General features: G+C 71.7%; 17 protein-coding genes. 4 read left to right on the plus strand and 13 right to left on the minus strand.

The features are described 5' to 3' along the window. Positions 1–185: 185 nt before the first annotated feature. The 10 genes from ACZ6O2_RS30115 to ACZ6O2_RS30160 form a co-directional block, all read right to left on the minus strand. Positions 186–3,479: a S8 family peptidase gene (locus tag ACZ6O2_RS30115; RefSeq protein ID WP_466025239.1), complete on the minus strand. Its 3,294-nt coding sequence runs from the start codon at positions 3,477–3,479 to the stop codon at positions 186–188. After that, entirely contained in the window at positions 3,476–3,742 is a 267-nt protein-coding gene (locus tag ACZ6O2_RS30120; protein ID WP_466025240.1) for a hypothetical protein, read from the minus strand. Before ACZ6O2_RS30120 ends, ACZ6O2_RS30115 begins: the two co-directional genes overlap by 4 nt. Before the next feature lie 112 nt (positions 3,743–3,854). Beyond that, on the minus strand, positions 3,855–6,941 hold the full coding sequence (locus ACZ6O2_RS30125) for an ATP-binding protein (protein ID WP_466025241.1): 3,087 nt from the start codon (positions 6,939–6,941) through the stop codon (positions 3,855–3,857). A gap of 235 nt (positions 6,942–7,176) precedes the next feature. After that, positions 7,177–8,619: a hypothetical protein gene (locus ACZ6O2_RS30130; RefSeq protein WP_466025242.1), complete on the minus strand. Its 1,443-nt coding sequence runs from the start codon at positions 8,617–8,619 to the stop codon at positions 7,177–7,179. Then, on the minus strand, positions 8,616–9,146 hold the full coding sequence (locus ACZ6O2_RS30135; protein WP_350709827.1) for a SigE family RNA polymerase sigma factor: 531 nt from the start codon (positions 9,144–9,146) through the stop codon (positions 8,616–8,618). Before ACZ6O2_RS30135 ends, ACZ6O2_RS30130 begins: the two co-directional genes overlap by 4 nt. A 226-nt stretch (positions 9,147–9,372) precedes the next feature. Continuing rightward, positions 9,373–10,329, minus strand: coding sequence for a sigma-70 family RNA polymerase sigma factor (locus ACZ6O2_RS30140; protein WP_466025243.1), 957 nt, complete (start codon positions 10,327–10,329; stop codon positions 9,373–9,375). Between the two features lie 10 nt (positions 10,330–10,339). Further along, positions 10,340–11,548: an NAD(P)/FAD-dependent oxidoreductase gene (locus tag ACZ6O2_RS30145; RefSeq protein ID WP_466025244.1), complete on the minus strand. Its 1,209-nt coding sequence runs from the start codon at positions 11,546–11,548 to the stop codon at positions 10,340–10,342. A gap of 254 nt (positions 11,549–11,802) precedes the next feature. Next, positions 11,803–13,353, minus strand: a complete 1,551-nt coding sequence (locus ACZ6O2_RS30150; protein ID WP_466025245.1) for a hypothetical protein — start codon at positions 13,351–13,353, stop codon at positions 11,803–11,805. 259 nt (positions 13,354–13,612) lie between these two features. Continuing rightward, positions 13,613–14,464 carry an NmrA/HSCARG family protein gene (locus ACZ6O2_RS30155; RefSeq protein WP_466025246.1) on the minus strand — a complete coding sequence of 284 codons (852 nt, stop codon included), beginning with the start codon at positions 14,462–14,464 and terminating at the stop codon, positions 13,613–13,615. Positions 14,465–14,541: 77 nt separating this feature from the next. Continuing rightward, positions 14,542–14,865, minus strand: coding sequence for a DUF5996 family protein (locus ACZ6O2_RS30160; RefSeq protein ID WP_466025247.1), 324 nt, complete (start codon positions 14,863–14,865; stop codon positions 14,542–14,544). 630 nt (positions 14,866–15,495) lie between these two features. Between ACZ6O2_RS30160 and ACZ6O2_RS30165 the strand changes: the two genes are divergently transcribed. Continuing rightward, positions 15,496–16,206 (plus strand): VOC family protein, encoded by a 711-nt coding sequence (locus tag ACZ6O2_RS30165; RefSeq protein ID WP_350709817.1) that lies wholly within the window; start codon positions 15,496–15,498, stop codon positions 16,204–16,206. A gap of 104 nt (positions 16,207–16,310) precedes the next feature. Here the strand turns inward: ACZ6O2_RS30165 and ACZ6O2_RS30170 are convergent, their stop codons facing one another. From ACZ6O2_RS30170 to ACZ6O2_RS30180, 3 genes are all read right to left on the minus strand, one after another. Next, on the minus strand, positions 16,311–17,087 hold the full coding sequence (locus ACZ6O2_RS30170; RefSeq protein ID WP_466025248.1) for a peptidase: 777 nt from the start codon (positions 17,085–17,087) through the stop codon (positions 16,311–16,313). Next, on the minus strand, positions 17,087–18,370 hold the full coding sequence (locus ACZ6O2_RS30175; protein WP_466025249.1) for a VWA domain-containing protein: 1,284 nt from the start codon (positions 18,368–18,370) through the stop codon (positions 17,087–17,089). The genes ACZ6O2_RS30170 and ACZ6O2_RS30175 overlap by 1 nt, the downstream gene beginning before the upstream one ends. A 216-nt stretch (positions 18,371–18,586) precedes the next feature. Beyond that, positions 18,587–19,348, minus strand: a complete 762-nt coding sequence (locus ACZ6O2_RS30180) for an alpha/beta fold hydrolase (RefSeq protein ID WP_466025272.1) — start codon at positions 19,346–19,348, stop codon at positions 18,587–18,589. Positions 19,349–20,096: 748 nt separating this feature from the next. Between ACZ6O2_RS30180 and ACZ6O2_RS30185 the strand changes: the two genes are divergently transcribed. The 3 genes from ACZ6O2_RS30185 to ACZ6O2_RS30195 all read left to right on the plus strand — a co-directional run bounded on the left by ACZ6O2_RS30185 (position 20,097) and on the right by ACZ6O2_RS30195 (position 23,448). Next, the gene (locus tag ACZ6O2_RS30185) at positions 20,097–21,026 is read left to right on the plus strand and encodes a glycosyltransferase family 2 protein (RefSeq protein WP_466025250.1); all 930 of its coding nucleotides are present in this window, start codon (positions 20,097–20,099) and stop codon (positions 21,024–21,026) included. After that, the gene (locus ACZ6O2_RS30190) at positions 21,023–22,342 is read left to right on the plus strand and encodes a hypothetical protein (protein WP_466025251.1); all 1,320 of its coding nucleotides are present in this window, start codon (positions 21,023–21,025) and stop codon (positions 22,340–22,342) included. Before ACZ6O2_RS30185 ends, ACZ6O2_RS30190 begins: the two co-directional genes overlap by 4 nt. Positions 22,343–22,404: 62 nt before the next feature. Next, entirely contained in the window at positions 22,405–23,448 is a 1,044-nt protein-coding gene (locus tag ACZ6O2_RS30195) for a GNAT family N-acetyltransferase (RefSeq protein WP_466025252.1), read from the plus strand.

Consider the following 23,448-nt stretch of genomic DNA (forward strand, 5'->3'; position numbering starts at 1 on the left):
GGATCTTCCTTTTCCCCCTCCCCCCCCCTCCCCACCCCCCCCCCCCCCCCCCCCCCCCCCCCCCCCCCCCCCCCCCCCCCCCCAACCACCCCCCCCCCCCCCCCCCCCCCCCCCCCCCCCCCCCCCCCCCCCCCCCCCCCCCCCCCCCCCCCCCCCCCCCCCCCCCCCCCCCCCCCACGACGTCATCAGCGTACGACCGGGATGGCTCGCAGCAGCGTCTGGTCGATCGAGGTGCCGGTGGCGTCCTCGGCGGTGACCCGGAAGCCGACGAAGCTGTCGGCAACCAGTGCCGTGCGCGGCGCGGTGAAGCCGTACTCCCCCGGGCCGGCGGGTCGGACCTTGACCTCGGTCCAGGTGGCACCGCCGTCGGCGGTCACCCAGGCCGTCAGGTTACGGAGCTCGCCCGAGGCGCCGGTGACGCTGACGTTCACGTTCAGCGGCCGGTCCGCGCGGGCCCGGTTGTGCAGGTCGAGATCCGCGGTGACGGCCACGTTGAGCAGCCGCACCGGGGTCGCCTCGCCCGACGAACCGTCGGTGCGGAAGGCCCACCTGGTCCTGCCCTCGCCGCCAACGGGGTAGACGTCGCCCGAGGTGAAGGAACGCTCGAGGACGTACGACGCGGGTCCGCTGCCGTCGAAGGTCTTGTCGAGCATCGTGCCGCGGTCCGCGACAAGCGCCCCGTCCCGGTAGAGCCGCGTGGTGGCGTCGGACTTCGACGGGTAGCTGAAGTCGGCGTACATGCCCTTCCGCCCCTGGCTGTCGACCGCGTCGTCCAACGTCAGTTGCAGCCGCGGGCCGGTGACTGTTCCCTGGGCTCGGACCCCGATCGGGGCGGCGAACCAGGTGTCGCGGGTGGTGGTGCCGGGCTGGTAGGCCCGCGGCTGCTGGGTGAAGCGGTACTCCACGCGGTCCTTGTTCCGATAGGTGAGCTTCATCCACTGCGTGTTCCGGGCGGTGATGTACTCGGTGCGGACCCGGGGCACGGTCAGGTACGACGGCGAGGTGACGTTGAGCCCGATCAGGTTGGGACCGTAGACGGTGGTGCCCTCCTGGTAGCGGTGGTCCTCGTTGAAACCCTTGTAGGTCGTACGGACCTTGGCCAGGTCCTCGATGTCTTCGGTGCGGAGCCGGTGCGTGGGGTCGTCCGGCACCTCGTCGTCGGCGAACGTGAGGTCGAACAGGAAGTCGCCGTCGCCGGTCATATGGTCGCTCTTCGCGTCCGCCAGCCGCCAGTGCTCGGAACGGCCGACCGTGCCGTCCATGGTGCCGTTGGTCGGGGTGATCCAGAGCGCGTCCCGGCTGAACGGGCCGTACGCGCCGCCGAACAGGACGCTGTGGCCGGTCCAGTACCTGCCGTCCTTCGTCATGCGCCGCAGGTTGGCGGCGACGAGTTCGGGCCGGGTGTCGAAGCCGTCCGCGGTGACGGTCCAGCGGCGCGTTTCCCGCGCGTCGAGGACGATCGTGTCGGAGTTCGCGGGGTTGTCCTTGGTCAGGATCGCGCCTGCGGGCTTGCCGTTGACCGTCATGGCGATGGTGCCGACGACCACGTACGGGCCGTCGGGCACGCGGACCTCGGTGGTGCCCGCGGCGGGAAGATTGACGGTGACAGCGGTGCCGCTGTCGGCGTTGAGCATCGTCACCTGGGCCGGAGCCGGGTTCCCGTCCCGGTCGAACGCCGAGATCCTGACGGTACGCGCGCGGTCGAGCAGCAGCGGGATGCGCAGCGACTGCCCGCCGTTCGCCGGGGTGGCGGTCAGCGCCCCGCTGTAGGTGCCGGTCGGCGTACCGGTGCTGTCGACGGTGAGCGTGACCTCGCCTGAGCCGCCGGCGGGCAGCGTGACGGCGGCCGGGCTGACGGCCAGCAGGCCGGGGGGCGTGGCAGCGCCGGCGCGGGCGAGGGTGCCCGCGAGGTTGACGGTGGCCTCCGCGGTGCCGGTGTTGGTGATGGTCAGCGTGCGGGTGGTGGTGCCCTCACCGGCGGGGAAGGCCAGGGACCCGGCGGAGGCGAAGAGGGGCTGCGACAGGGCGGCGTCGGCGTCGACGAGGCCGGCGCCCACCTCGTGGATCGACTGCGACGCCGGCGGGGCCACCGCGGTCCCCATGAGCACCGACTTCAGCCGGTCGGCCTTCCAGTCCGGGTGCTCTTCGGCGAGTAGCGTCGCGACGCCGGCGACGTGCGGGGCGGCCATCGACGTACCGCTCAGCGCCGTGTAGTTGGGGTCGGCCTGGACAGTGCCGATGGTGGTCCCGGCGGCGCGGGCGGCCACGATGTTGACGCCGGGTGCGGCGATCTCCGGCTTGACGAGTCCCGGTGCCCGCGCCGGTCCCCGGCTGGAGAAGGCGGCGGTGCCGCCGGCGAAGTCGACGGCCGCGACGGACAGGGCGTGCGGGGCGACCGACGGCGCGGAGACGGAGCCGACGCGGGGGCCGTCGTTGCCGGCGGAGACCACGAACAGCGCGCCGGACTGGGCGGTGAGTTGCTCCAGCGCGGTGGACACCGGGTCGGTGCCGTCGGTGGGGCCGCTGCCCAGCGACATGTTGATGATCCGTGCACCCTGCGCGACGGCCCACTCCATGCCCGCGATGATCTGCGAGTTGTAGCCGTCGCCCTTGTCGTCGAGGACCTTGCCGACGATCAGGTCCGCGTGCGGGGCGACCCCGGAACGGATGCCGGCCGCGCCAGCACCGCTACCCGCGACGGTCGCGGCGACATGGGTGCCGTGACCCTGCCCGTCGGTGGCGTTGCCCTTGCCGGTGAAGTCCGCCGAGGCGCTGATGCGGCCGGCCAGGTCGGGGTGGTTCGGGTCCGCGCCGGTGTCCAGCACCGCGACCTTGACACCCTCGCCGGTACGGCCCGCCGCCCATGCCTCGGGTGCCTTGACCTGCGTCAGGTTGCGGTCGAGGGCATCCGCCTCGGCCTTGCCGTCCAGCCAGATCCGGCTGAAGCTGTCCAGCGTCTCGCCGAGTTCGTCGGCGTCGTCCTTGTCCAGGACGGCCGCGCTGGCCCCGATGGAGGGCAGGTCGCGTCCGTCGGTCAACAGGTCGTCGGCTACGGCCCTCGCCTTGGCCGCCGCCCTGGTGTTGCGCTTGACGATCAGTGGGAGGGTGTCGCGGTGGGCGTCGTCGTAGCCGTCGCGCAGCAGTCCGGTGACGTTGAACAGCTGCGGGTCGAGCCGGGTGCCGACCTGTCCGATCACGTCGCTGGGGTAGAAGAAGGTCTCGCCTGCCACGTCGGTGCGGGCGAGGAACGTGCCGGGCGCGGAGTCGGGTGCCGGTTCCGCGCTGTAGGACCGGGTGCCGTCCGGGGCGGTGGTCACCGTGATCCGGTCGCCGGTGACCAGGGTGATCGTCGTGCCGTTCGCGGCCGACGAATCAGCGGCCGGCGGCGCGGGCTCGGCGGACGCGGGAAGCGCCGGCCACCCGATGATCGCCAGGCCGGCCAGCCCTGCGACCCATCGGGAGAAGGTGGGATGTCTCATCGATCCTCCGGATTCCATTGGCTGCGCGGGTGTCCCACGGTCCGTATCCGGAACATCGCGGGCACCGCGGTCTCGTCGGCGGCGAGCAGCTCGCCGCCGCCCGCCGCACACCATGCGCCCAGTTCGCCGGGGATCGCCGGGTCCTCGGTGAGCACCTCCACCACGTATCCGGGTGGAAGGCGGTGGCAGTGCCGTTCGAGGACGTCCCGCACCCTCGGCCAGGGCTCGCCGCCGGCGTCGACGACGGCATGGACCGGATGCATGGGCTACCTCGGGTGGTGGTGGGGCGGTGTGGCGGCCGAACCGTAGAAGACGGCAGTTACAAGTCAGTTACCGTGACGACGGCGAGCGTTCGGTTGGCCGTGGTGGCGTACGTCAGTCAACCGCCGCGGCAGCCGGCTCGGCGGCCAACTCCGCGGCGAGCACGCGGACCCGGCCCAGCACCTGGGGGTCGTTGGAGTTCCGAGCCGCCTGCTCGCAGTCGGCCAGCGCCGCCCGCGCCTCCTCCGTACGGCCGGTCCGCAGCAGAACCGTGGTGAGGTTGGCCAGGGCGGGCGGTAACGCCCAGGACCGACCGAGTGACCGGGCCAGTCGTACCGCGGACGTCGCCAGGGCCTGCGCCCGTCGGTGTTCGCCGTGGAGCAGCTCGATCTCGGCGAGGTTGCTCTGGTCGATGGCGAGGACGGCCGGGTCACCCATCCGGCGCGCCGCCGCCACCGCCCGCCGCGCGCAGTCGCGGGCCACGTCCAGCCGGCCGGTCTCCCGGGCCAGTTCCCCCATGATGGACAGCGCGCGAGCCAACAGCGGGATGTCGTCACAGCGCTCGGCCAGCCGCAAGGCCTGCTCGCACGCCTCCGACGCCGCCGCGACGTTCCCGGTGACCAGCAGGCATGCGGCGCGTACGCACTCGATCTGGGCGAGCTGGGGCAGCGTCACCGCCTCGTCGAGCTGTCTCGCGGCATGCTCGGCACGGGTGAGCGCGGCGAGCGCGTCGGCGTACTGCCCGGAGCCGAAAAGCATCGTCCCGACGGTCAGTTCGAGGTCGACCCGATCGGTGTGCGGGGTGCCCTCGTCGCCCGGGACCGGTCGGTCCTCCAGGAGATGCCGCACGGATTCCAGCTCCGCCAACCCGTCCTGCGGCCGCAGCGCCCGGCCGAGCACCTCCGCCAGGGCGATCGCCGCGCGTACCACGCTTCGGGGCTCTGCCGACTGCCGGTACGACGTCAGCGCCACCCGCAGCACCTCCTCCGCCTCGTGGTAGCGGGCGCTGCGGCGCAGCACCGTACCCCAGTCGAGCCGGGCGGCGGCTGCCGCGGCCGGGTCGTTCGGCTCCAGGCGCGCGACCAGGTCGGCGTAGTAGGCGCAGGCGCTGTCGTTGGCGAAGAGACTGGCGGCACGTTCGGCAGCACGGCGCAGCCAGTGCGCGGCGCGCGGATCGTCGGCCCGGCTGAGATGGAAGGCCGCGGCTTCCACCGCGTCGGGGCGCTGGACCAGCACGGTCTCGGCGTACGCGCGATGCAGTTGCCGCCGGCTCGCGGCACCGACCCCTTCGGCGCAGGCGAGTTCGACCAGCGGGTGACGGAACGCGTAGCCGGTCACTGGACGCCCGAGTGCCGTGACCGTGCGTTCCACGATGAAGCCGGCCGTGACCGCCGTGTCGAGTGCGGCGGCGACGGCAGGGCCGCCGAGGGGCGGGTGGAGCCCGGCAGCCGCGACGGCCTCCAGTTCGGCGACGGAGATCGCGCCGCCGCCGCCGACGGCGAGGGCACCGAGCGCCGCACGGGCCTCGTCGGGCAGCTGGGAGAGCCGTCCGCTGACCAGTCTGCGCACCCCGTCGGGCACGCCCCGCACCTCGCCGGCGGTGGCGAGTTCCAGCGCGAACAGCGGGTTGCCTCGGGACAGCTCGTAGATGCGCCGAGCCCGCTGCGGCGGAATTCCGACCAGCCGGGCACAGTCGGCTCGGCTGAGCCGGAGCAGTTCGACCTCGACCGCCAACCCCTGCTCCGCGAGGGCGTCCAGGATGAGGCGACGTGGGTCACCGGCGGGCAGTTCGTCGCCGCGGACGGTCGCGACGAACCGCCAGCGCCGTGACTGGGCGGTACGGATGAGATGGTGCAGCAACCGCAGGGATGCCGGATCGGCGGCGTGCAGGTCGTCGAGGACGAGCAGAAGCGGCCGGGCGGCGGCGAGATCGGTCAGCAGCGCGCTCACGGACCGGAAGAAGCGGGCCTGTTCCTCCTCGGGGCTACCCGCGCGGGTGGGCGCTTCCCCGAGGCTGGTCAGGACGGCAGCAAGACCGGGATGTTCGGCGGCGATCGTCGCCCGCTCCACCGCCGGGCACGCGGCGAGATAGCTGTCGAGCGCGTCGACGAACACCCCGTACGGGGTCTGCCCCTCGGCTGTGCGACAGGTACCCCACAGCACCTGGGTTCCCGCCCTGGCGGCCTGCCCGGCCACCTCCGCGACGAGGCGGGTCTTGCCGATGCCCGCCTCCCCCGCCACCAGCGCCAGCGGCGCGCCGCCCGGCCGCCCGGCGAGGGTGGGGGCGTCGGTGGCATGCCCGACGAGCAGGGCAAGCGGACGCGCGCGGCCGATCAGGGGCTGGTCGTGCGGGTGGTGGATCACCGGCGGCAACTGCACCACCGTCCGGTCCGCCCCGGTGCGTGGGGACGTCAGGGCGTCGAGTGCCTCTCGCAGCAGCGCCTGGAACTCGGCCGCGGGCGGAAAACCCAACTCCTCTGCGAGCACATCGCGCGCCACGTGGTACTGCCGTACGGCCTGCCTCGGCCGTCCGGCATCCAGCAACACCCGCGCCAACAGCAGGTGCAGTTCCTCCGCGGCCGGAGTCCGTTCCAGTTCGAGGCGCAACACCTCCACTGCCTGGTCCGTCTCGCCGGTCCGGGCCAACACGGTGGCGAGGGCCGGGACGACCCGGCTGCGCAGGGCCACCAACTGGCGCCGGCGCTCCTCGGCCCAGGACGCGTACCGGTCCTCGGGCAGCAGCTCACGGCTCAACGAGGTCAGTACCGAGGCGAGCGCCGCCCGGTCACCGGTCGCAAGAGCGTGCGCGGCAGCGGCCGTGGCCTCGTCGGCATCGATCAGTATCAGGTCCCGGTCGAGGCAGATCAGCTCACCCTCGGTGTGCAGGTACGCCGACGGGCTGCGTGGCGCCAGTTCAGGTTCCAGGGCGTGCCGCGCCGCGTGCAGGGTCACGCGGAGACTCCGCAGCGTCGCCTCGTACGGCATCTCCGGCCACAGCGCCTCCATCGCCTGGTCGCGGTGCAGTCGCCCGCCGGGCGTGACGGCCAGCAGTTTGACCAGGGTGCGGGCACCGGTACGCCGCCACTGCTCGGCCACCGACCGGCCGCCTTCTCGCTCGACACGGAACCCGCCGAGCAGGTGGATGCGCAGCCGGTGGGGGCGCTCGGCTCCCGGATCCGCCGGCTGAGCTGCCCCTGACATGCGCGACACCCTATCCACGCTGCGGCAACCCCGGCCTGCTGGGGCGTGGGTCACCCACCTCGTGGCAGTCATCGGTCCATCGCCGGGTCAGTCGGGTGATGGCCGCTGCCGACAGCCCGGCCGCGGAGCCCGGGAAAGACTCCAGCGCGGGCACGAAGTCCCCGCTCGACGCCCGGTTCCACCTGCTCGGCCTGGCCGAGCCGTCCTCGGACGGCTCGGCCACGCTTTCGGTTCGTCAGGGGATCACCCGGGTAGCCGGGCTGTCGCCCGGCAGGCCCGACATGTTGGCCTCGACCGGCGGCAACGGGGTGCTTCCGAGGACGCTGCCGTCCGTGGCGTACGCGGTGAGGGTGGCCGGCTGGTCCGGCGGTATCCGGGTGGTGCCGGCGTTCGACGTGTCGAGGGTGACCGTGGCCGGGGGTGCGCCGCCGACCGTGACCGTGACGCGGGCCGCGTCCGGCGGGGCGATCACCCGCACCTGGTCCGTCGGCGTGCGGGTGCCGTTGTCGGCCCGGATCCGCCAGCCGATCGGCCGCTGGTCGGCGCCTTCGGCCGGCAACAGCAGCCGCAGGTCGGTCCACCAGCCGGTTCGGTCGTCGCCGTGCCTGGCGTACGCGATCACCCCGCCGCCGGCGGGCTGCACGGTGAGCAGCGCGGCGGCCTGGCCGTGCTCGCTGCCCGACCAGCGCAGCCGCACCGTCGTGCCGACCGCGGGGAGGCGGCTGTCGAGGAGTGCCTCTTCGACGAAGCTGCGCAGGGTGGCGTCGTCCAGCGGCGTGCCTCGGGCACCCCGTCGGGCGGCGGTGAGCAGGATGTCCATCTCAGCGCCGGTCGGGTCGATCCCGGCGTACGGGCCGCCGCCCAGGCCGCCCTGGTAGAGCACGTGGTCGCCGCGGCTGACCCGGACGACGGGTTCGTTCCGGAGCGGCACGGGGGGCAGGACGGCGAACCCGACCCCGCTGCCGTCCTCCCTGGCGAGGTTCTGGTACTCCAGGGTTCCCCTCGGCGTGTAGCGAGGGTCGCCACTGATCATCACGGTGGATTCGGCCGGCCCGACGACGACCGCGAATCCGCCCCGGTCGGGACCGGCCTGCATCAGGGTCATCACCGGGTCGTCGACGCCCTCGCTGTGGCCGGCGTAGTGCATCTGTTCGGCGCCGGCCCCGGCCGGACCCACGTACCAGACCAGCGCCTCCTTGATCAGCAGGCCGAACCGCAACGGCACCGCCACCAGCGCGACCCGGTGGCCCGGCTGGTCACTGCCGTACAGCAGGCGGATCCGGTCACGGTCGCCGACCTTCCAGACGCCATCCGGGTTCAGGACACCCGACGGTGTGTCGCCGCTGATCCGCGGGTCGGTGCTGATCCGCGTCCGCAGCGTGTCCAGCCAGTCCTGGTCGCCGGCCAGCGTGCCCCGGGGCGGGGCGTCGAGCAGCGCTGCCGGGGCGGCGGCGACCGCGATGCCGGGCGCCCACCCGGGCAGGGGCACCACGTTGGTCTGGATCCCGACGAGCGCGGCCCCGACCGCGACGGCGACCGCCGCCCGGATCAGCCGCGTCCGCCGGTGCCGTCGCTCGCGCCGGGCGAACCCCGGCCACGGGTCCTCGGGTACGTCGACGCCGTGCGCGGCCTGCCGCAGCGCGGGACTGAGCGTCGAATTCGCGAAGCTCTCGGTCATGCCAGTTCCTCCTCGAGCCGTACCGGGGACTGAGGGACGGGTGGGGCGAACTCGCCCCGCAGCCGGGCCAACCCGCGCGACGCCTGGCTCTTCACCGAGCCGACGGAGCAGCCGAGAACCTTGGCGGTGTCCGCCTCGCTGAGGTCCTCGAAGTAGCGCAGCACCAGCACCGCCTGGGTCCTGGGCGGCAACCGCCGCAGCGCGGTGAGGAGCAGTTGCCGCTCCTCCACCTGCGCGTACGCGTCCGGCGTCGGCGCGCTGTCGGAGGTCAGCAGCGGCACCTCCAGCGGTCGCCGCCGACGCCGCCAGGAGATCGCCGTGTTGACCATCGCCCGGCGTACGTAGACCTCGGGCGCGTCCCTGCGCAGTACCCGCCCCCAGCGCCGATGGGTCTTCTCCAACGCCGTCTGCGCCAGGTCCTCGGCTGTCCCCCGATCGCCGGTCAGCAGGTAGGCCGTTCGCAGCAACGGCCCCCACTGTCGTTGTACGAACAGCCGGAACTGTTCGTCGTCCTCGTGCCGACTCACGCCACCTCCAGGTCACATCCGCCTCGTGTCACGTGCGGATGCAGGGTGAGACGCGATCGGCGGCGTCCGGGGTTGAGTGGAACCGTACGTCGAGACGGATCCGGATCTGCCGGTGGCTACCCGCCACGGTCGTGACGGCGGGCTGCGCCAGTCGACTCGCGAAAGGTGCCACGTTCGCGGCCACTCAGTCGAGGCACATAGCAATGCTCTTTCGGTCGGCGTCGGGTCACCACTGGCTGATGAGGGGCGGGTCCGGTTCGTGCTGCCGCCAGGCTTCGCTGAGGCGGGCGAGGCGGGTGGGGGCGGCGATGCCGCGCACGGTTGCGATCTTGCCGTTGGTGATGTCGAACGCCACGGCCCCGAGGACCTGGTCGCCGAGCACGAAGAGGATGGCTGGGGCGCCGTTGACGAGCGCGTAGTGGATGGCGGGCGTGCCGCCGGCAAGTCGCCGTTTCGCGGGTGTGGGTTTGAAGCCGGCCCGTACGACGGCGGCGACGCGCTGCGGAGTGTCGTACCGCAGCAGCGTCTCGGCCAGGCCGGCGCCGTCGGTGATCGCGGTCGCGTCGTCGGTGAGCAGCGCTACCAGCCGTTCGGTGCGGCCCGAGGAGGCAGCGGCGAGGAATTCCTCGACGATCCTGCGGGCGGATGCCGGGTCGACTTCGCCGCCGCCGCGGCGGCGCGCGGCGGCGATGCGGCGCCGGGCCCGGTGGAGGTGCTGCTGGCTTGCGGGCTCGGTGATGTCGAGGATCTCGGCGATCTCGGCGTGGCTGTAGGAGAACGCTTCGCGCAGGACGTAGACGGCCCGCTCGTGGGGTGACAGGCGCTCCATGAGAGTCAGCACGGCCAGCGAGACCGATTCGCGCTGCTCGACAGTGTCGGCCGGGCCGAGCATCGGGTCGCCGGCGAGGAGCGGTTCGGGTAGCCAGGCGCCGACGGTGCGTTCGCGGCGGGCCTGTGCCGAGCGGAGCCGGTCGAGGCACAGGTTGGTGACGACCTTGGTCAGCCATGCTTCCGGCACCTTGATCCGCTGCCGGTCGACGGCCTGCCAGTGCAGGAACGCATCCTGCACGGCGTCTTCGGCGTCGGCGGCGGAGCCGAGCAGCCGGTACGCCAGCGAGGCCAGCCGGAACCGGCTGGCCTCGAACCGACCGGTGTCGAAGCGATCAGTGGCGGTGCTGTCCACTCGGACCACCCTAGGCGGCTACGCCGACCGCCTTCTTGGCGGACGCATCCGGCGCGGCGGCCAGGCGGTGCTTGCGCTTGGGCAGGCCGAAGGTCGGGTGCGAGGTGGCCCACAGCGAGATCCTGAGGATGGCCGACTTGATCCGCGCGGCCTTCCGGCCGCCCGCGTACTTCGGCGTTGCCTGCGCTTCGTCGTCGACCAGCTGCAGGATTCCGTCCCGCCGCCCGAGGCTGATGTGGTTGCCCGGGTAGACCAGCTTGGTGTTCGCGATTTTGCGGCCGGTCAGGCGTCCCATGATCGCCTCGATGGCCTGCTGGCCGGTGAAGCCGGCCGAGGCGCAGGACATCGGCAGCGGCCGGCCGTTGTCGCCGATGGCGTAGGCGCTGTCGCCGGCGGCGTAGACGTTCGGGTGCGAGACCGACCGCATGGTGCGATCGACGACGATCCGACCGTTCTCGGTGACCTCCAGCCCGCTGGCGGCGGCGATGGGGTTGACCGCGAACCCGGCCGTCCACACGGTTGCGTCGGACGCCAGGGCGGTGCCGTCGGCGCACAGCACCCGCGTCGCTTCGACGGCTTCGACGCTGGTGTGCTCCAGGACGGTGATGCCCAGCCGGGCACAGGCCCGGCGCAGGTGGCTGCGGGCTCCGGCGGAGAGCCGGGCGCCCAGCTCGCCGCGGGCGACCAGCGCCACCGACAGGCCGGGCCGGGCTTCGGCGATCTCGGTGGCGGTCTCGATGCCGGTCAACCCGTCGCCGACGACCAGCACACGCCCTCCTTCGCCCCGCCTGCCCAGGCTGTCCAGGCGCTCGCGCAGGCGCAGCGCCGAGGGCCGGGCGGCGATGTCGAAGGCGTGCTCGGCCACGCCGGGGACGCCGTGGTCGTCGCCGTGGCTGCCGAGCGCGTAGAGAAGCGTGTCGTAGCCGAGCTCGCCGCCGCCGTCGGCGTCGGCCAGGGCGACGACCTGGCGCTCGGGGTCGACGGCGGTGACACGGGCCAGGCGCAGCCGTATCCCCGTGCCCGCGAAGACGTCGGCGAGTTTCGGAGCCTTGATCTCGTGGCCGGCCGCGAGTTCGTGCAGCCGCAGCCGCTGGACGAAGTCCGGCTCGGCGTTGACCACGGTGATCTCGGTGTCCGCCGAGGACAGCCGGCGGGCCAGGTTCCCGGCCACGTGGGCCCCGGCATAGCCGGCGCCGAGGACGACGATGCGGTGCTTCATGGGTTGCTCCTGTCGGTTCGCTTGCCTCCGCGAGTTGAGCGGAACGGCGCCCCGATTGCTGACAGGAACTACGTGTGGCATGGGTCACAGAGCGGCAGGAGCGCCGCCCAACGATGCTCGCGACGCCGAGCAGGTCGACCGGGCCGTGGACGGCCGCCACGACGCGGCGCTGACGCAGGCCGAGCTGAACGAGGTGATGATGACGTGGCATCGGTCCTGGCGGCACGGCTGCGCAGTGGACCAGTCACCGACCACTACCGCTCCTTGAGGCGGCGGTCGACCTCCTCGGCGACCCGCCGGTGCAGCTCGGCCAACCGCTCGTCGGTGTACTTCGTCAGGTCGCCCGGGTCCGTGCCGCCGTTCGCCGCCTGCTCCCGTTGCTTCTGCTGGTCCCGGCGCTGCAGCTCCTGTTCCTCAGGCGAGCCGGGGGCGGCGTACGCGCACCGGACGAGGGTGCCGTCGGCGTTCTTCAGGCAGGTCGCCTCCCGGCCGTTGATCTGGCCCCGGCCCTCCACCCGGTACCGGATGCTCTGCTCACTGCCGAGTGTGGCGGTCCACGTGCTGCCGCCGGTCGGCACCACCTCGAACACCTGGTCGTCGTTCCAGCAGCAGACGTCCCGGTACTCCGCCTTGATCAGGGCGACGATCGCCTGAGGCGACGACCAGGTCGGGCTGAGCCGGTGCACGGTCAGCGGGGCGAGACCGCGGCCGGCGTGCCGGGTCGGCACGGTCGACACCGCCACCACCGAACTGGCCTCGCCCTGCGGGGTGAGCGGGGTGACGTACGCGCTGCGTCCACTGCCGTCGCGGTAGCGGAGGGTGAACTCCGACTCGTTGCCCTCGTTGGCGCCGTCCTCGGAGGCGTCCCAGCCGCTGCGCTCGAACCACCAGTCGGCGAAGCCACCGACGGCGGTGGTGCCCTCCCGCTGCTGGGCGGCCAGGCTGATCGGGTAAGACGGTCCGGGCACCTTCGTCGTGTCGTCAGTGATCGTGACCTTTCCGGTTCGGCCGTCGTACTGCGCCACACCGGCCGGCCGTTCGGTCACCACCAGGATTCCGGTCTGCCGTTTCAGCGGCACCACCACGATCGGGTTGTCGCCCTGGCAGTAGACGTACGCGTCGTCTGCGGAGAACCGGGCCCAGCGCCGTTCGGCGGAGATCTTCCGGCCCAGGTTGTGGCTGAACCAGCCGCCGATCCGCGCGTCGGCGGCTGACACGTCGAACTGGCACCGCTGCTGCGCCCGGCTGTTGCCGCCGAGAGGCACCTCCTGCACCAGACCGACCTCGTAACCGGCCAACCAGCCGCGCCGCTCGACCAGGATGGCGAACCGGTCGGAGTCGGGCAGGTAGCTGACGTCGGTGATCTCGCCGGTGACGTCGCCCAGGTTGGGCGCGGCCTGGGCCTTGCCGACCAGGTACGGCGCACGTGCGGCCAGGTCCGGGACCGGATCGCTCACCACCCGCATGGTGGTCCCGTACGCCCGATCCTGGAGGTATTCGCCGTATACCAGCCAGCACGCCCCAAGGGCCAGTCCGACGGCGGCGCCCAGCCAACCGAGGACGATGGTCCCCCTGGTCAACTCGGACGTGGTCGTGCGCCCGCGGAGCCGGTGGGTGAGCAGTCGCACCAGGGCCGGCACCCCGGCGAGCAGGGCCAGCAGGGCCGGCGCTACCAGCCAGGGCACGAGTTTGCGCAGCTCCCACACGAGGACGGTGGTGGCGTACGAGGCGTACCAGCCGACCGCGCCGAGCAGGATGAGCAGGAAGATCGGCGTACCCGTCCGCAGCGCCCGACGCATCGACATCCTCCTACTGATAGGACGAGCCCTGATCGTATTGAGGACGTCAAGACGCCTTGGTGCCGTCACAGCGGCGCGACGACGATCAGCAAAAATGCGTCGAGGATCCGCGATGGTTCGCGCGGCCGGTGCTGCGTCGGGCCATGCGTCGGAACGGGGTCTTCGATCAGCGTCGCTCGGTGCGGGCGCGTCCGAGGGCATCCGCCGTGCCGACCGTCGGGGATGCGGAGCAGGGATACGGGCAGCGGTCGTCAGCCGGGAACGTTCACGAAGCAGATCCGAACGTGCGGTGGGCCCAATCGGCGAAGCTGGTCCAACCAACCTCCGGGTGGGCCGCATGCAGCGCGGCGATGTCGACCTGGTAGCCCGGCCCGTTCAGGAACGCCCACATCGCGTGCATGTCCGGATCGCCGATATCGGCCAGCGGCACCCTCTCATGGCGCACTTCCCGTCCCAGCGCCGCGCCCAGTGCGGCCGCCATCTGGGCGGGGGTGGGGGCATCGCCGGCCAACTCGATGCGTCGCCCGACGTAGGGGGCGGGGTCGAGAAGCACCTGCGCGGCGAAGACCCCGTGGTCGGTGCGGGCAATCTGCTGCAGCGGCCGATCCGCCGGCAGCGGCAGATCGAGCACCCCACTGCGAATGCGGTCCGCCCCGCCGAGCGCGTTGTCGAAGAAGTACGTCGGCCCCAAGATCGTGTAGGGGACGTCACCAGCAGCCAGCTCGGTTTCGATGCGCGCCTTGCTGTCGAAGTGGGGCACACCGCTTCCCTGATCGGCGCCGGCCACCGAGCTGAACACCAGGTGCGGCACCCGAGCTTCGCCGGCGGCTGCCAAGATCGCCCGCCCCTGGGCCACTTCGGCATCCACGCCCGCCTCGAACGGAGTCGTGAGCGCGAAGGTGGACCCCGCGCCCGCCATCGCCGTGGCCAGCGAGCTGGGATCATCCAGCGAACCGGCGACCACCTCGACGCCCCGGTCGGCCAGCCGGCGAGCCGCCGCCCGCTTCGGGTCGCGCACCAGCGCCCGCACCCGGGTTCCGCGGCCCAACAACGCCTCGACAACGGCACTGCCCTGACCGCCGGTCGCCCCGAGCACCAAGATCGGCGCATCGGCCATCGAAGTCACCTCTTCTCAGCGAGCGAGCGCGGCGACCGGTCGTCGCCGCGCTCCACCGTATCCTCCCGCCTCGGCCGTCATCCCATCCTCGCGAACGTTCGCGGTGGCCGTCCCACCTGGCCGGCCGACGGTCTGCTCGGGCGCGTGTAGGAGTAGGAGGCCGGTTCGGGAATGTTCTTGTCGCCGAACCAGAATCCGGCGTACCTGGTTACCGCACTAGATGATCTCCTCACGCACCTTGCCGCTCCCCCGCCGCCGCGGCCCGCATGCGGGCGTACTCGACCTCCATGTCGGGTGGGCCGAAGCCGTAGTTGGCGTAGTCGGCCCGCATGTCCTCGATCGCGGCATCGAGTTCGGCCGACGGGCCGCCCTCGGCGAGCAGCACCACCAGCGGCTCCCACATCGCGCCGCCGAGATCGGGTATGCCGCGCAGCGCCTCGAGGTAACGGCCCGGCCGGAGCAGGTCGAGCGCGGTGTGGACGAGCTTGTCGGCCGCACCGACCAGCAGCGCCGCAGCGTGGTCCAGCTCCTCGGTCGTCGTCACGGTCGCCGGGTACCTGCCAGGGTCCAGGCGCAGGTGGTGGTAACTATCCTCCGGGCATTGGCGGGTCTCGACGAACCCGATCCGGTAGGACGTAGCGTTCTTGTCCAACGGTATCGGAGGCTGGCCCCAGCGGGCGGCGCGCCAGTTCAGGTACTCCCACCATGCGACCGGCACCACACCGATGCCCACGCTGACGAAGATCGTGCCGCCGCCGGCGCTGCGCATCACACTCCGTCCGACACTGATCTGTGCGACGCCGTCGGTCGTGACGACCGACCAGTTCCCGCGAGTGCCGTGGAAGCCCAGCGGCCGCACAACGGCGCCGATGTCCTTGTTCAGCCGACTCGTCGTCTGGGCGGGAGTGATCATCGGGTACACCGTAGCCGCTCGACGCGCCCGTTGAGACGGCACGCGCCCCGCGCCACTCGCGATACGCCGGCCGGATAATCGCCTTGTCGCCCTGCTGGCCACTGCCTACTCTGAGGCGATGATCTCGCGGCTACTAACGGTGACCTTCGATGCGCACAACGCGGCCCGCCTGGCGCAGTTCTGGGCCGGCATGCTCGGCCGCCAGGTCGTCGAGGACGCCGATGGCGCGCTCCTGCCCGGCGAGGACGGCCAGCTCGGTCTCCGGTTCGTCGCGAGCCGCGCGGAAGAGGTGGGGCGGCAGAACCGCCGCATGCACCTTCACCTGACCAGCGCCAGCCCCGACGACCAGCAGCACACGGTGGCCACGGCGCTGAGGCTCGGCGGAAGCCACCTCGACGTCGGGCAGCGCCCCGAGGAGGGGCACGTCGTCCTGGCCGACCCCGAGGGCAACGAGTTCTGCGTGATCGAGCCGGGCAACGGCTTCCTCGCCGGATGCGGCCTGCTCGGAGAACTCGCCTGCGACGGCACCCGGGAGGTCGGCCTCTTCTGGAGCGAGGCGCTGGGCTGGCCGCTGGTGTGGGACCAGGACCAGGAGACTGCGATCCAGTCACCGCTCGGCGGCACGAAGGTCGCGTGGGGAGGCCCACCCGTGGCCCCGAAAGCGGTGAGGAACCCGCAGCGCTTCGAACTCGCCCCGGCCGGCGGCGACCAGCAAGCGGAAGTCGACCGGCTGGTCGCCCTCGGGGCGACCCGGCTCGAGGTCGGTGCGGACGGCACCGTCGTGCTGGCCGATCCCGACGGCAACGAGTTCTGCGTGAGAGGAAACTGACCACAGCGCGGCGTCCTCGGCGCACCTGCTCCGCGAGCTTTCGGCTCCTCTCCTGCGCCGGCCGGTGGCCGCTCCCCGCCCCGGGGAGCGGCCACCGGCACCGGTCACGGCCGGCGGGGACGGCGGGTGAGGGCGAAGCCAGCGACGCCGGCCACGGCGGCGAGTACGCCGCCCACCGTGCTCCAGATCCAACGCGAGCCGAGGCCGGGCAACCAGTCGAGGTACCCGCTCTCGTCCTCATCGACCGGTTGTGCCGCCGGTTCGGCGCTGAGTATCGTGCCGGCCTGCGTGGGCGGCACCAGCGGCGCCTTGAGCTCGCCGTCGTCGCGGGAGTCCTGTCGGTCCGCGCTGACCAGCAGCTCCACGTCGATCGGGAGCCCGAGGTCGGCCTCCGGCAGCTCGGCCACCGACAGGCGGACGTAGTACGTCCCGGGCAGCGGGTCGGCCGACCAGGGCTCGGACCAGGTCCGTACCTGTCGCAGGGTGCAACCGAGGGACACGCTGCCGGCAGAGGCCGCGACGGTGGGGGTCTGCGCGCCGGCCGTGCACGACTGGCGTCGCCGTAGCCCGTCGAAGACCTCCATCGTCCAGGTCGACGCGCCGCTGCGCGACTTCGGGAACGACACGGTCGCGGCGATCTCGTGCCGTTCACCGGCCGCAGCCGGGAACGACCAGTACAGGTAGTCGCCGGTGGAGGCGGCGACCCGGACCGGCTGTCCGCCGGCGATGCTGGCGGCGGTCAGAAAGGAGGTCCCAGCCCGGGTGACCGGGGTGGCGCCCGGCGAGGGTGTGGGCGCGGCCTGGACCGGTGCGGGGACGGCCAGCAGGGCCAGGCCGGCGGCGGCCAGCGCCGCTCCGCTCCGGATCGTCCGGGTACTCATCAGTTCTCCCTCCAGGTGGCCACCCACCAGCGGGTGAGGAGGCCGGTGACCAGTCCGGTGAGCAGGCCGGCCACGGTCAGCAGCACCAGCAGCATCCAGCCCCGACCGAGGTCCGGGGCGACCGGGGCGGGCGAGGACGCGACCACGTCCACGGTCAGCTCGACCGGCATTCCGGGCGTCGCCTGGGTGCCCGGCCGGGGCGCGAAGGCGTTGCTGACGACCAGGCAGACCGTGGTGGCCGGGACGGCGGTTGTGGCGTCCGGCGTCGGTGGCGCCCCGTCCGCCTGCTTCTCGCTCGCTGACCAGCGCAGGCCGGCGGAGACCACGTCGGTGCGGCCGCTGCCCGCGTCCACCCCGCGGACCAGTTCCCGGCCGTCGGTGGCCGTGGCCCGCAGCAGCACTCCGTAGTCGCGGTTCACCGGGCGGTCCAACGCCATGCTGACCGAGACACGCAGCTCCTGCCCGGGGCGGACCGGCACCCGGTACCACCGATGTTCCGAGAACGCCTCCCGGTCGCTGTAGACGCCGGGGCCGAGTAGCGGCGCATCGTCGCACGCCGACTTCCCGGCGACCACGGCCGGGGCCGCCGTGTAGGTGTCCTTCGCCCGGTCGACCAGCTGCTTGATCCGGCTGGTCAGCTCGTCGGCGCTCTGTGCGGCGGTGTACGTGCCGCCGGTGGCGCCAGCGATGCAGAGCAGTTGCCGACGCACCTTCTCGTCCGGGGCCAGCCCGAGCGTGTCGACCACCAACTTCGTACCCTGAGCGGCCAGCTCCCGGGCGACCTCGCAGGGGTCCGGCGGGGCGCAGGTGTCCTCGCCGTCGGTGATCAGCACGATCCGCCGGGCGGTCGTGCCGGTGCCGAGGTCCTGGGCGGCCGAGCGCAGAGCCAACCCGACCGGGGTGAACCCGGTCGGCCGCAGGGTCGCCACCGCGGCCTTGGCCTGCGCCCGATCGACCGGGCCGACCGGCACGATCTGCTGGGTGTCCAGGCAACCCAGCTTCTTGTCCTTGCCATGGTAGGTCGCGCCGAGCACTCGGATACCGAGCTGGGTCTCCTCGGGCAGCGCGTCGACCACCTCGTTGAAGGCCTGCTGGGCGACGGAGATCCGGCTACGGCCGTCGATGTCCTTGGCCCGCATCGAGCCGCTGACGTCGAGCACCAGCTCGACCTTCGGCGGTTCGACCGGTGTCTCCTCGTCCGCGAGGGCTGGCGCCGGCCCGGTCATCACGGTCGCCGCCAGCAGTCCGATGAGGACGGCGGCCGATCGTTTCTTGTTGATCACCGGCGGAGTGTAGGACATATCCACTGTAGATGGTCACCAAGGCTGATGCCGGAGGCTGAAGCGCCCACCGGGGAACCCCTACCCGACGCTGGCCGAGGCGTACAGGGTGGCGGCCCTGGACCTGTCCAACCAGATCCGCAACATCATCCGGACCACCTGGAGGCCGATCGCTCCATCCTCGATCAGGCACCCCGTCCGACTACGGGCCATGCCCGATCAGACCCCGAGGAAATCGTCTGTCACACGCTCGAACTCGTCGGCGTGCGTCCAGATGAGCGCATGGTCAGCATCGTCGATGACGACGAGCTGGGAACCAGCGACACCGTCGTGGAGCATCATCGCGTGGTGGATCGGTACCGCTTGATCATTCGAAGCGGCGATGACGAGCGTCGGACACGCGATCTCCCCCAGCCGGCGCCTGCTGTCGAACGCCATCGTCTCCTTCCAGGCGGACATCATCAACGTGCGGTCCTGGTCTGCCATGAGACCGGCGAGCCAGTCGGCGCGTTCCCGGCCGAGCTGCGGCGCCGCCTGTGCGACGACCAGCTTCGCCAACAGCCGCATGCCGACGACCTGCAACACCAGCGGCAGTACGTGGCCCTCGACCTTCTCTCGAAGGGTCGCCATGTTGAACGCGAAAGTGCAGGCGAGCACGAGGCGATCACATCGGTCGGGGTGGTCGAGGACCAGTTGTTGAGCGATCGCACCGCCCTGCGAGTAGCCGAGCACGGCCGTGGAGCCGACGCCCAACTGGTCGAGCAGCTGCGACAGGTCAGCTGCCAGCCGCGTCGTCGAGTACGGCGGCGGAAGTCCCCGACTCCGCCCATGACCGCGCATGTCGGGAACGATCACGCGATGCCGGATGGCGAGGTGCTCTATCACCGGCTCGAACATCTCCCCGGTGACCATCAACCCGTGTATGAGCAGGGGGGCGACCCCGATCCGCGCTCGGCGAAGTACAGCGGCCCTGAAGGTGATCGTGCCGAGCTCATGGCGTCCTACGGCCTTCCGCGCGTTGTCTGCGCTCCCTCACCGTTGCCCCGGGGCCGGCGCGGTCTCGGTGACAGGGACTCTCCGCCCGTGGCGCACGCAAGATCCGCCTCGAAAGCGCGCTCTCGCAGCGGCTGGTCACTGATCGTGCTGACCCACGCACCTCCTTAAATAGGGAATATAGAGCTCCGTTGACGGGCGCTTGTGCGAGTCGGCACGCATGCAGTCAGCTGACCAGCGGAAACGCAGAACGCGGAGTGGACCTGCGCGGAGGCGGAAACCGTCAATCCGGGTGATTACAGTCGGTCACTGCAATCTACTTGTCGGCACCTGCCGCCGCGCTTCACCGCCGTTTTCCCCTTTCCCGTCCACGCATCGATGCGCCTTCTCGGACGTTGCGGACGCGACCACGGAAGAGGTCAGCCGACCGGTCCGGCCCGGCTCAGCCGGGGCGGGCACACGTCACTCGACAGTTCGTCCACATTCAACCAGCCCCGTCATATAAATCCCGCATGTTCTCCTTTGCGCGGTGTTAGCTTTCCCCTGTCCATCTTGGCCCAAATTGGCCAAATCGGAACAAACCGGACAATAGGCAATAAACGGTTCGATGCTGCGCCGGTATCACGGGGGAAGTGGAGCTGATGAGAAGGACATCGAAGGTCGCCGCCGGTGGTAGGCCGGAGACGGATCTCGCACCGCGGAACGACCTGACGGGGCCCGTCGGGGAGGGGATCAGATGACCCTGAACCGGGACGTCGATGCGCAGGTGCCCGATCTGCTGTCCGAGCCGCCGCTCTCCGCACCGTCCGGGCACGGTGACCGGCCACTGAGCATCCTGCGGATGCGGGAACGGCCCGAGGACGACGCCGGAGTCGTCAACGGCCGCGACGAGCGACAGACCGTGAGCGTGGTCATCCCGACGCTCAATGAGGAGCAGAACATCGCGTGGGTGCTCGAGCGCCTACCGTCGATGGTCGACGAGGTGGTCCTCGTCGACGGGCACTCGTCGGACCGTACGGTCGAGGTCGCCCGCGCCATCCGGCCGGACGTCGTGGTGCTGACGCAGCACTGCCGGGGCAAGGGCGACGCGGCGCGGGTGGCGTTCGCCGCCGCCACCGGCGACCTGATCGTGATGATCGACGCCGACGGCAGCATGGATCCCGCCGAGATCCACCGCTTCGTCACCCCGCTCATGAACGGCTACGACTTCGTCAAGGGTTCCCGGTTTCTGGCCGCCGGCGGATCGACCGACCTGACGGCGCTGCGCCGGACCGGGAACCAGATGTTGGTGCGGCTGACGAACACCCTGTTCCTCGTCCGCTTCACCGACCTGTGCTACGGCTTCTGTTCGTTCCGCCGCGACTGCCTGCCGGCACTCGCTCTGACCGCGCACGGCTTCGAGATCGAGACCGAGCTCGTGCTCCACGCGCTGAAGGCGAACCTGCGTATCGCCGAGGTGCCGAGCAACGAACTCGCCCGCCGCTACGGCACCTCCAACCTGCGTACCTTCCGGGACGGTCAGCGGGTGCTCCGGACGCTCATCCGGGAGCGGATCGTACGGCGCCCCCGGCCGGTGGTGGACCCGATCGACCACCGCGTGCTGCACCAATGGCAGCCCCTGGCCGCCGAGCCGAGCAGCCCGACGCTGAGCGAGCTGCCGCGATGATGACCCGTCCCCTGCGCCGTGCCCGGCCGGCGCGCACGTCCTACGCCCTGGCCCTGGTGTTCGGCGTGCTGATCGGCGCCGCAACGGTGACCGGTGGGCTCGCCGCACCAGCCAGGGCGGCGACCGGCGACATCGGCTACGTCGGTCCCTCCACTGCGGGTGCCGGCTCCGCGGCGACCGGCGAGAAGCCGGAAAGCAAGCTGTGGTGGAACGACGGCACCTGGTGGGCGGTGCTCTTCCACACCAGCAGCCAGACCCACCACGCCTTCCGGCTGGACCGCTCCAGCCAGCAGTGGGTGGACACCGGGACCGTCGTCGACAACCGGCCGAAAACCCGGTCCGACGTGCTGTGGGACGGCACCAAGCTCTACGTCTCCTCGCACGTCCGGGCCAGTTCCTCCGCGGGCGCGGCCTCCGGGAACCCGGCCCGGCTCTACCGCTTCAGCTACGACGCCGCAACGAAGACCTACTCCCGCGACCCCGGCTTCCCGGTGCAGATCACCAACTACTCCAGCGAGACCCTCACCATCGACAAGGACTCGACGGGTGTGCTCTGGGCGACCTGGACGCAGGGCTCGAAGGTCTACGTGAACAACACCACGGGCGGGGACCCGGTCTGGGGCACGCCGTTCGTGCTCCCGGTCGCCGCCGCCACCGACCTGTCCAGCGACGACATCTCGTCGGTGGTGACCTTCGGCGGCAGCCGGACCGGCGTGATGTGGAGCAACCAGGTGAAGTCCGCGGTCTACTTCGCCGAGCACATCGACGGTGCGCCGCGTGATACGTGGAACGTCACGCGTACGGCGATCCAGGGTCCGAACAGCGCCGACGACCACATCAACCTCAAGGCACTCCAGGCCGACGCCTCCGGACGGGTCTTCGCGGTCGTCAAGACCGGACTCGACGACGCCGGCGCCGCGATGTCGGCACCCCTGATCATGCTCCTCGCCCGGGACCCGTCGACCGGCGAGTGGTCCAGCCACCGGGTCGGGCGGATCAAGGACTGCCACACCCGGCCGGTACTGCTGATCGACTCCGAACACCAGACGCTGTACGTCTTCATGACCGCGCCGGACAGTGGGTGTCCCTACACGGGCTACCCGGGAACGATCTTCATGAAGAGCTCCCCGATGGATGGCATCGCCTTCCCCGACGGCCGCGGTACGCCGGTCATCAGGGACGCCCTCTCGCCCAACATGAACAATGTGACGGCCACCAAGCAGAGCGTCACCAGCACCACCGGCATGGTGGTCATGGCCAGCAACGACGCCACCCAGCGCTACTGGCACGCCGACCTCCAGCTGGGCTCGTTGTGAGCGTCGGAACCAGCCTCGAGCCCGGCCTCCGGGGGGCGTCCGGCGACCTGCGACCGCTGCGGGTGACGAGTCCGGCACCGGTCGACGCGTGGGAGCAGGTGCTCGCCTCCGCGCCGAACGCCCTGCCCAGCCAGACGCCGACGTGGCTCCGCTGCGTCTGCATGGTCGAAGGCTACGAGGACGTCTCCCGGCTCTACGAGACGGCCGACAGGCGGCGACTTGTCCTTCCGCTGGTACGGCGCCCGGGACTCGGTCCGATCCTCGCCACGGACTTCGGACTCCCTGTGGGCTGGGGACCGGGCGGGCTGGTCTGCGACGGTGGCGTACTCCGTCCGGAGGACGTCCGGATGGTGGTCAACGACCTGGGACAGCGGTACGTGCTGAGCACCCTGGTCCGTCCCGACCCGGCGACGGCCGCGACCTGGGACGCGGCGGTGCCCGCGAGCGTGCTGCGCGAGGAGCGGATGACGCAGACGCTCCCCCTCGACGGCGGCTTCGACGAGGTCTGGCGCAAGCGGTTCCGCAGCGACACCCGCAACCGCATCCGGCGCGCGGAGCGGGCCGGCGTCCTCGTCGAGTGTGACGACAGGGGCGATCTGGTCCGGGTCTTCCAGCAGCTCTACCGGGAGTCCGTCGACCGATGGGCGCGACGCGACGGTCTCCCGCTGCCGCTCGCCCGACGGCTGGCGGCCCGGCGGGAACCGCCCCGGAAGTTGAGCACCGTCGCGGCCGTGCTCGGTTCCCGGTGCCGGGTGTACGCCGCGTACCACGAGGGACGACCGGTCGCCGCGATCGTCGTGCTGCTCGGCGCGAGGACGGCCATGTACTGGCGCGGTGCGATGCTGGAGAAGCTCGCCGGCCCGGTCTACGCCAACTACCTGCTGCACAAGACCGCGATCGCGGACGCGGTCGCGGCGGGGTGCACGTCCTACAACATGGGCGACTCCGCCCGGGTCTCCTCGTTGGAGTTGTTCAAGAGCCGCTTCGGCGCTGTCAGCCAGGACTACGCCAGCTACCGGATCGAGCGGTTGCCGATCACTCCGCTGGTCCAGCGCGCCCGCGGTGGCGTACGCCGAATCCTGGCGCTCCGGCAGGTGCGGGAGTAG

This window comes from Micromonospora sp. NPDC048040 (assembly GCF_055587185.1).

What these genes read in the sequence shown, in the direction of transcription:
- ACZ6O2_RS30115 (WP_466025239.1), bottom strand. Translation starts at nt 3,479, where the DNA reads ATGAGACATCCCACCTTCTCCCGATGGGTCGCAGGGCTGGCCGGCCTG.
- ACZ6O2_RS30120 (WP_466025240.1), bottom strand. Translation starts at nt 3,742, where the DNA reads ATGCATCCGGTCCATGCCGTCGTCGACGCCGGCGGCGAGCCCTGGCCG.
- ACZ6O2_RS30125 (WP_466025241.1), bottom strand. Translation starts at nt 6,941, where the DNA reads ATGTCAGGGGCAGCTCAGCCGGCGGATCCGGGAGCCGAGCGCCCCCAC.
- ACZ6O2_RS30130 (WP_466025242.1), bottom strand. Translation starts at nt 8,619, where the DNA reads ATGACCGAGAGCTTCGCGAATTCGACGCTCAGTCCCGCGCTGCGGCAG.
- ACZ6O2_RS30145 (WP_466025244.1), bottom strand. Translation starts at nt 11,548, where the DNA reads ATGAAGCACCGCATCGTCGTCCTCGGCGCCGGCTATGCCGGGGCCCAC.
- ACZ6O2_RS30150 (WP_466025245.1), bottom strand. Translation starts at nt 13,353, where the DNA reads ATGTCGATGCGTCGGGCGCTGCGGACGGGTACGCCGATCTTCCTGCTC.
- ACZ6O2_RS30155 (WP_466025246.1), bottom strand. Translation starts at nt 14,464, where the DNA reads ATGGCCGATGCGCCGATCTTGGTGCTCGGGGCGACCGGCGGTCAGGGC.
- ACZ6O2_RS30165 (WP_350709817.1), top strand. Translation starts at nt 15,496, where the DNA reads ATGATCTCGCGGCTACTAACGGTGACCTTCGATGCGCACAACGCGGCC.
- ACZ6O2_RS30170 (WP_466025248.1), bottom strand. Translation starts at nt 17,087, where the DNA reads ATGAGTACCCGGACGATCCGGAGCGGAGCGGCGCTGGCCGCCGCCGGC.
- ACZ6O2_RS30185 (WP_466025250.1), top strand. Translation starts at nt 20,097, where the DNA reads ATGACCCTGAACCGGGACGTCGATGCGCAGGTGCCCGATCTGCTGTCC.
- ACZ6O2_RS30190 (WP_466025251.1), top strand. Translation starts at nt 21,023, where the DNA reads ATGATGACCCGTCCCCTGCGCCGTGCCCGGCCGGCGCGCACGTCCTAC.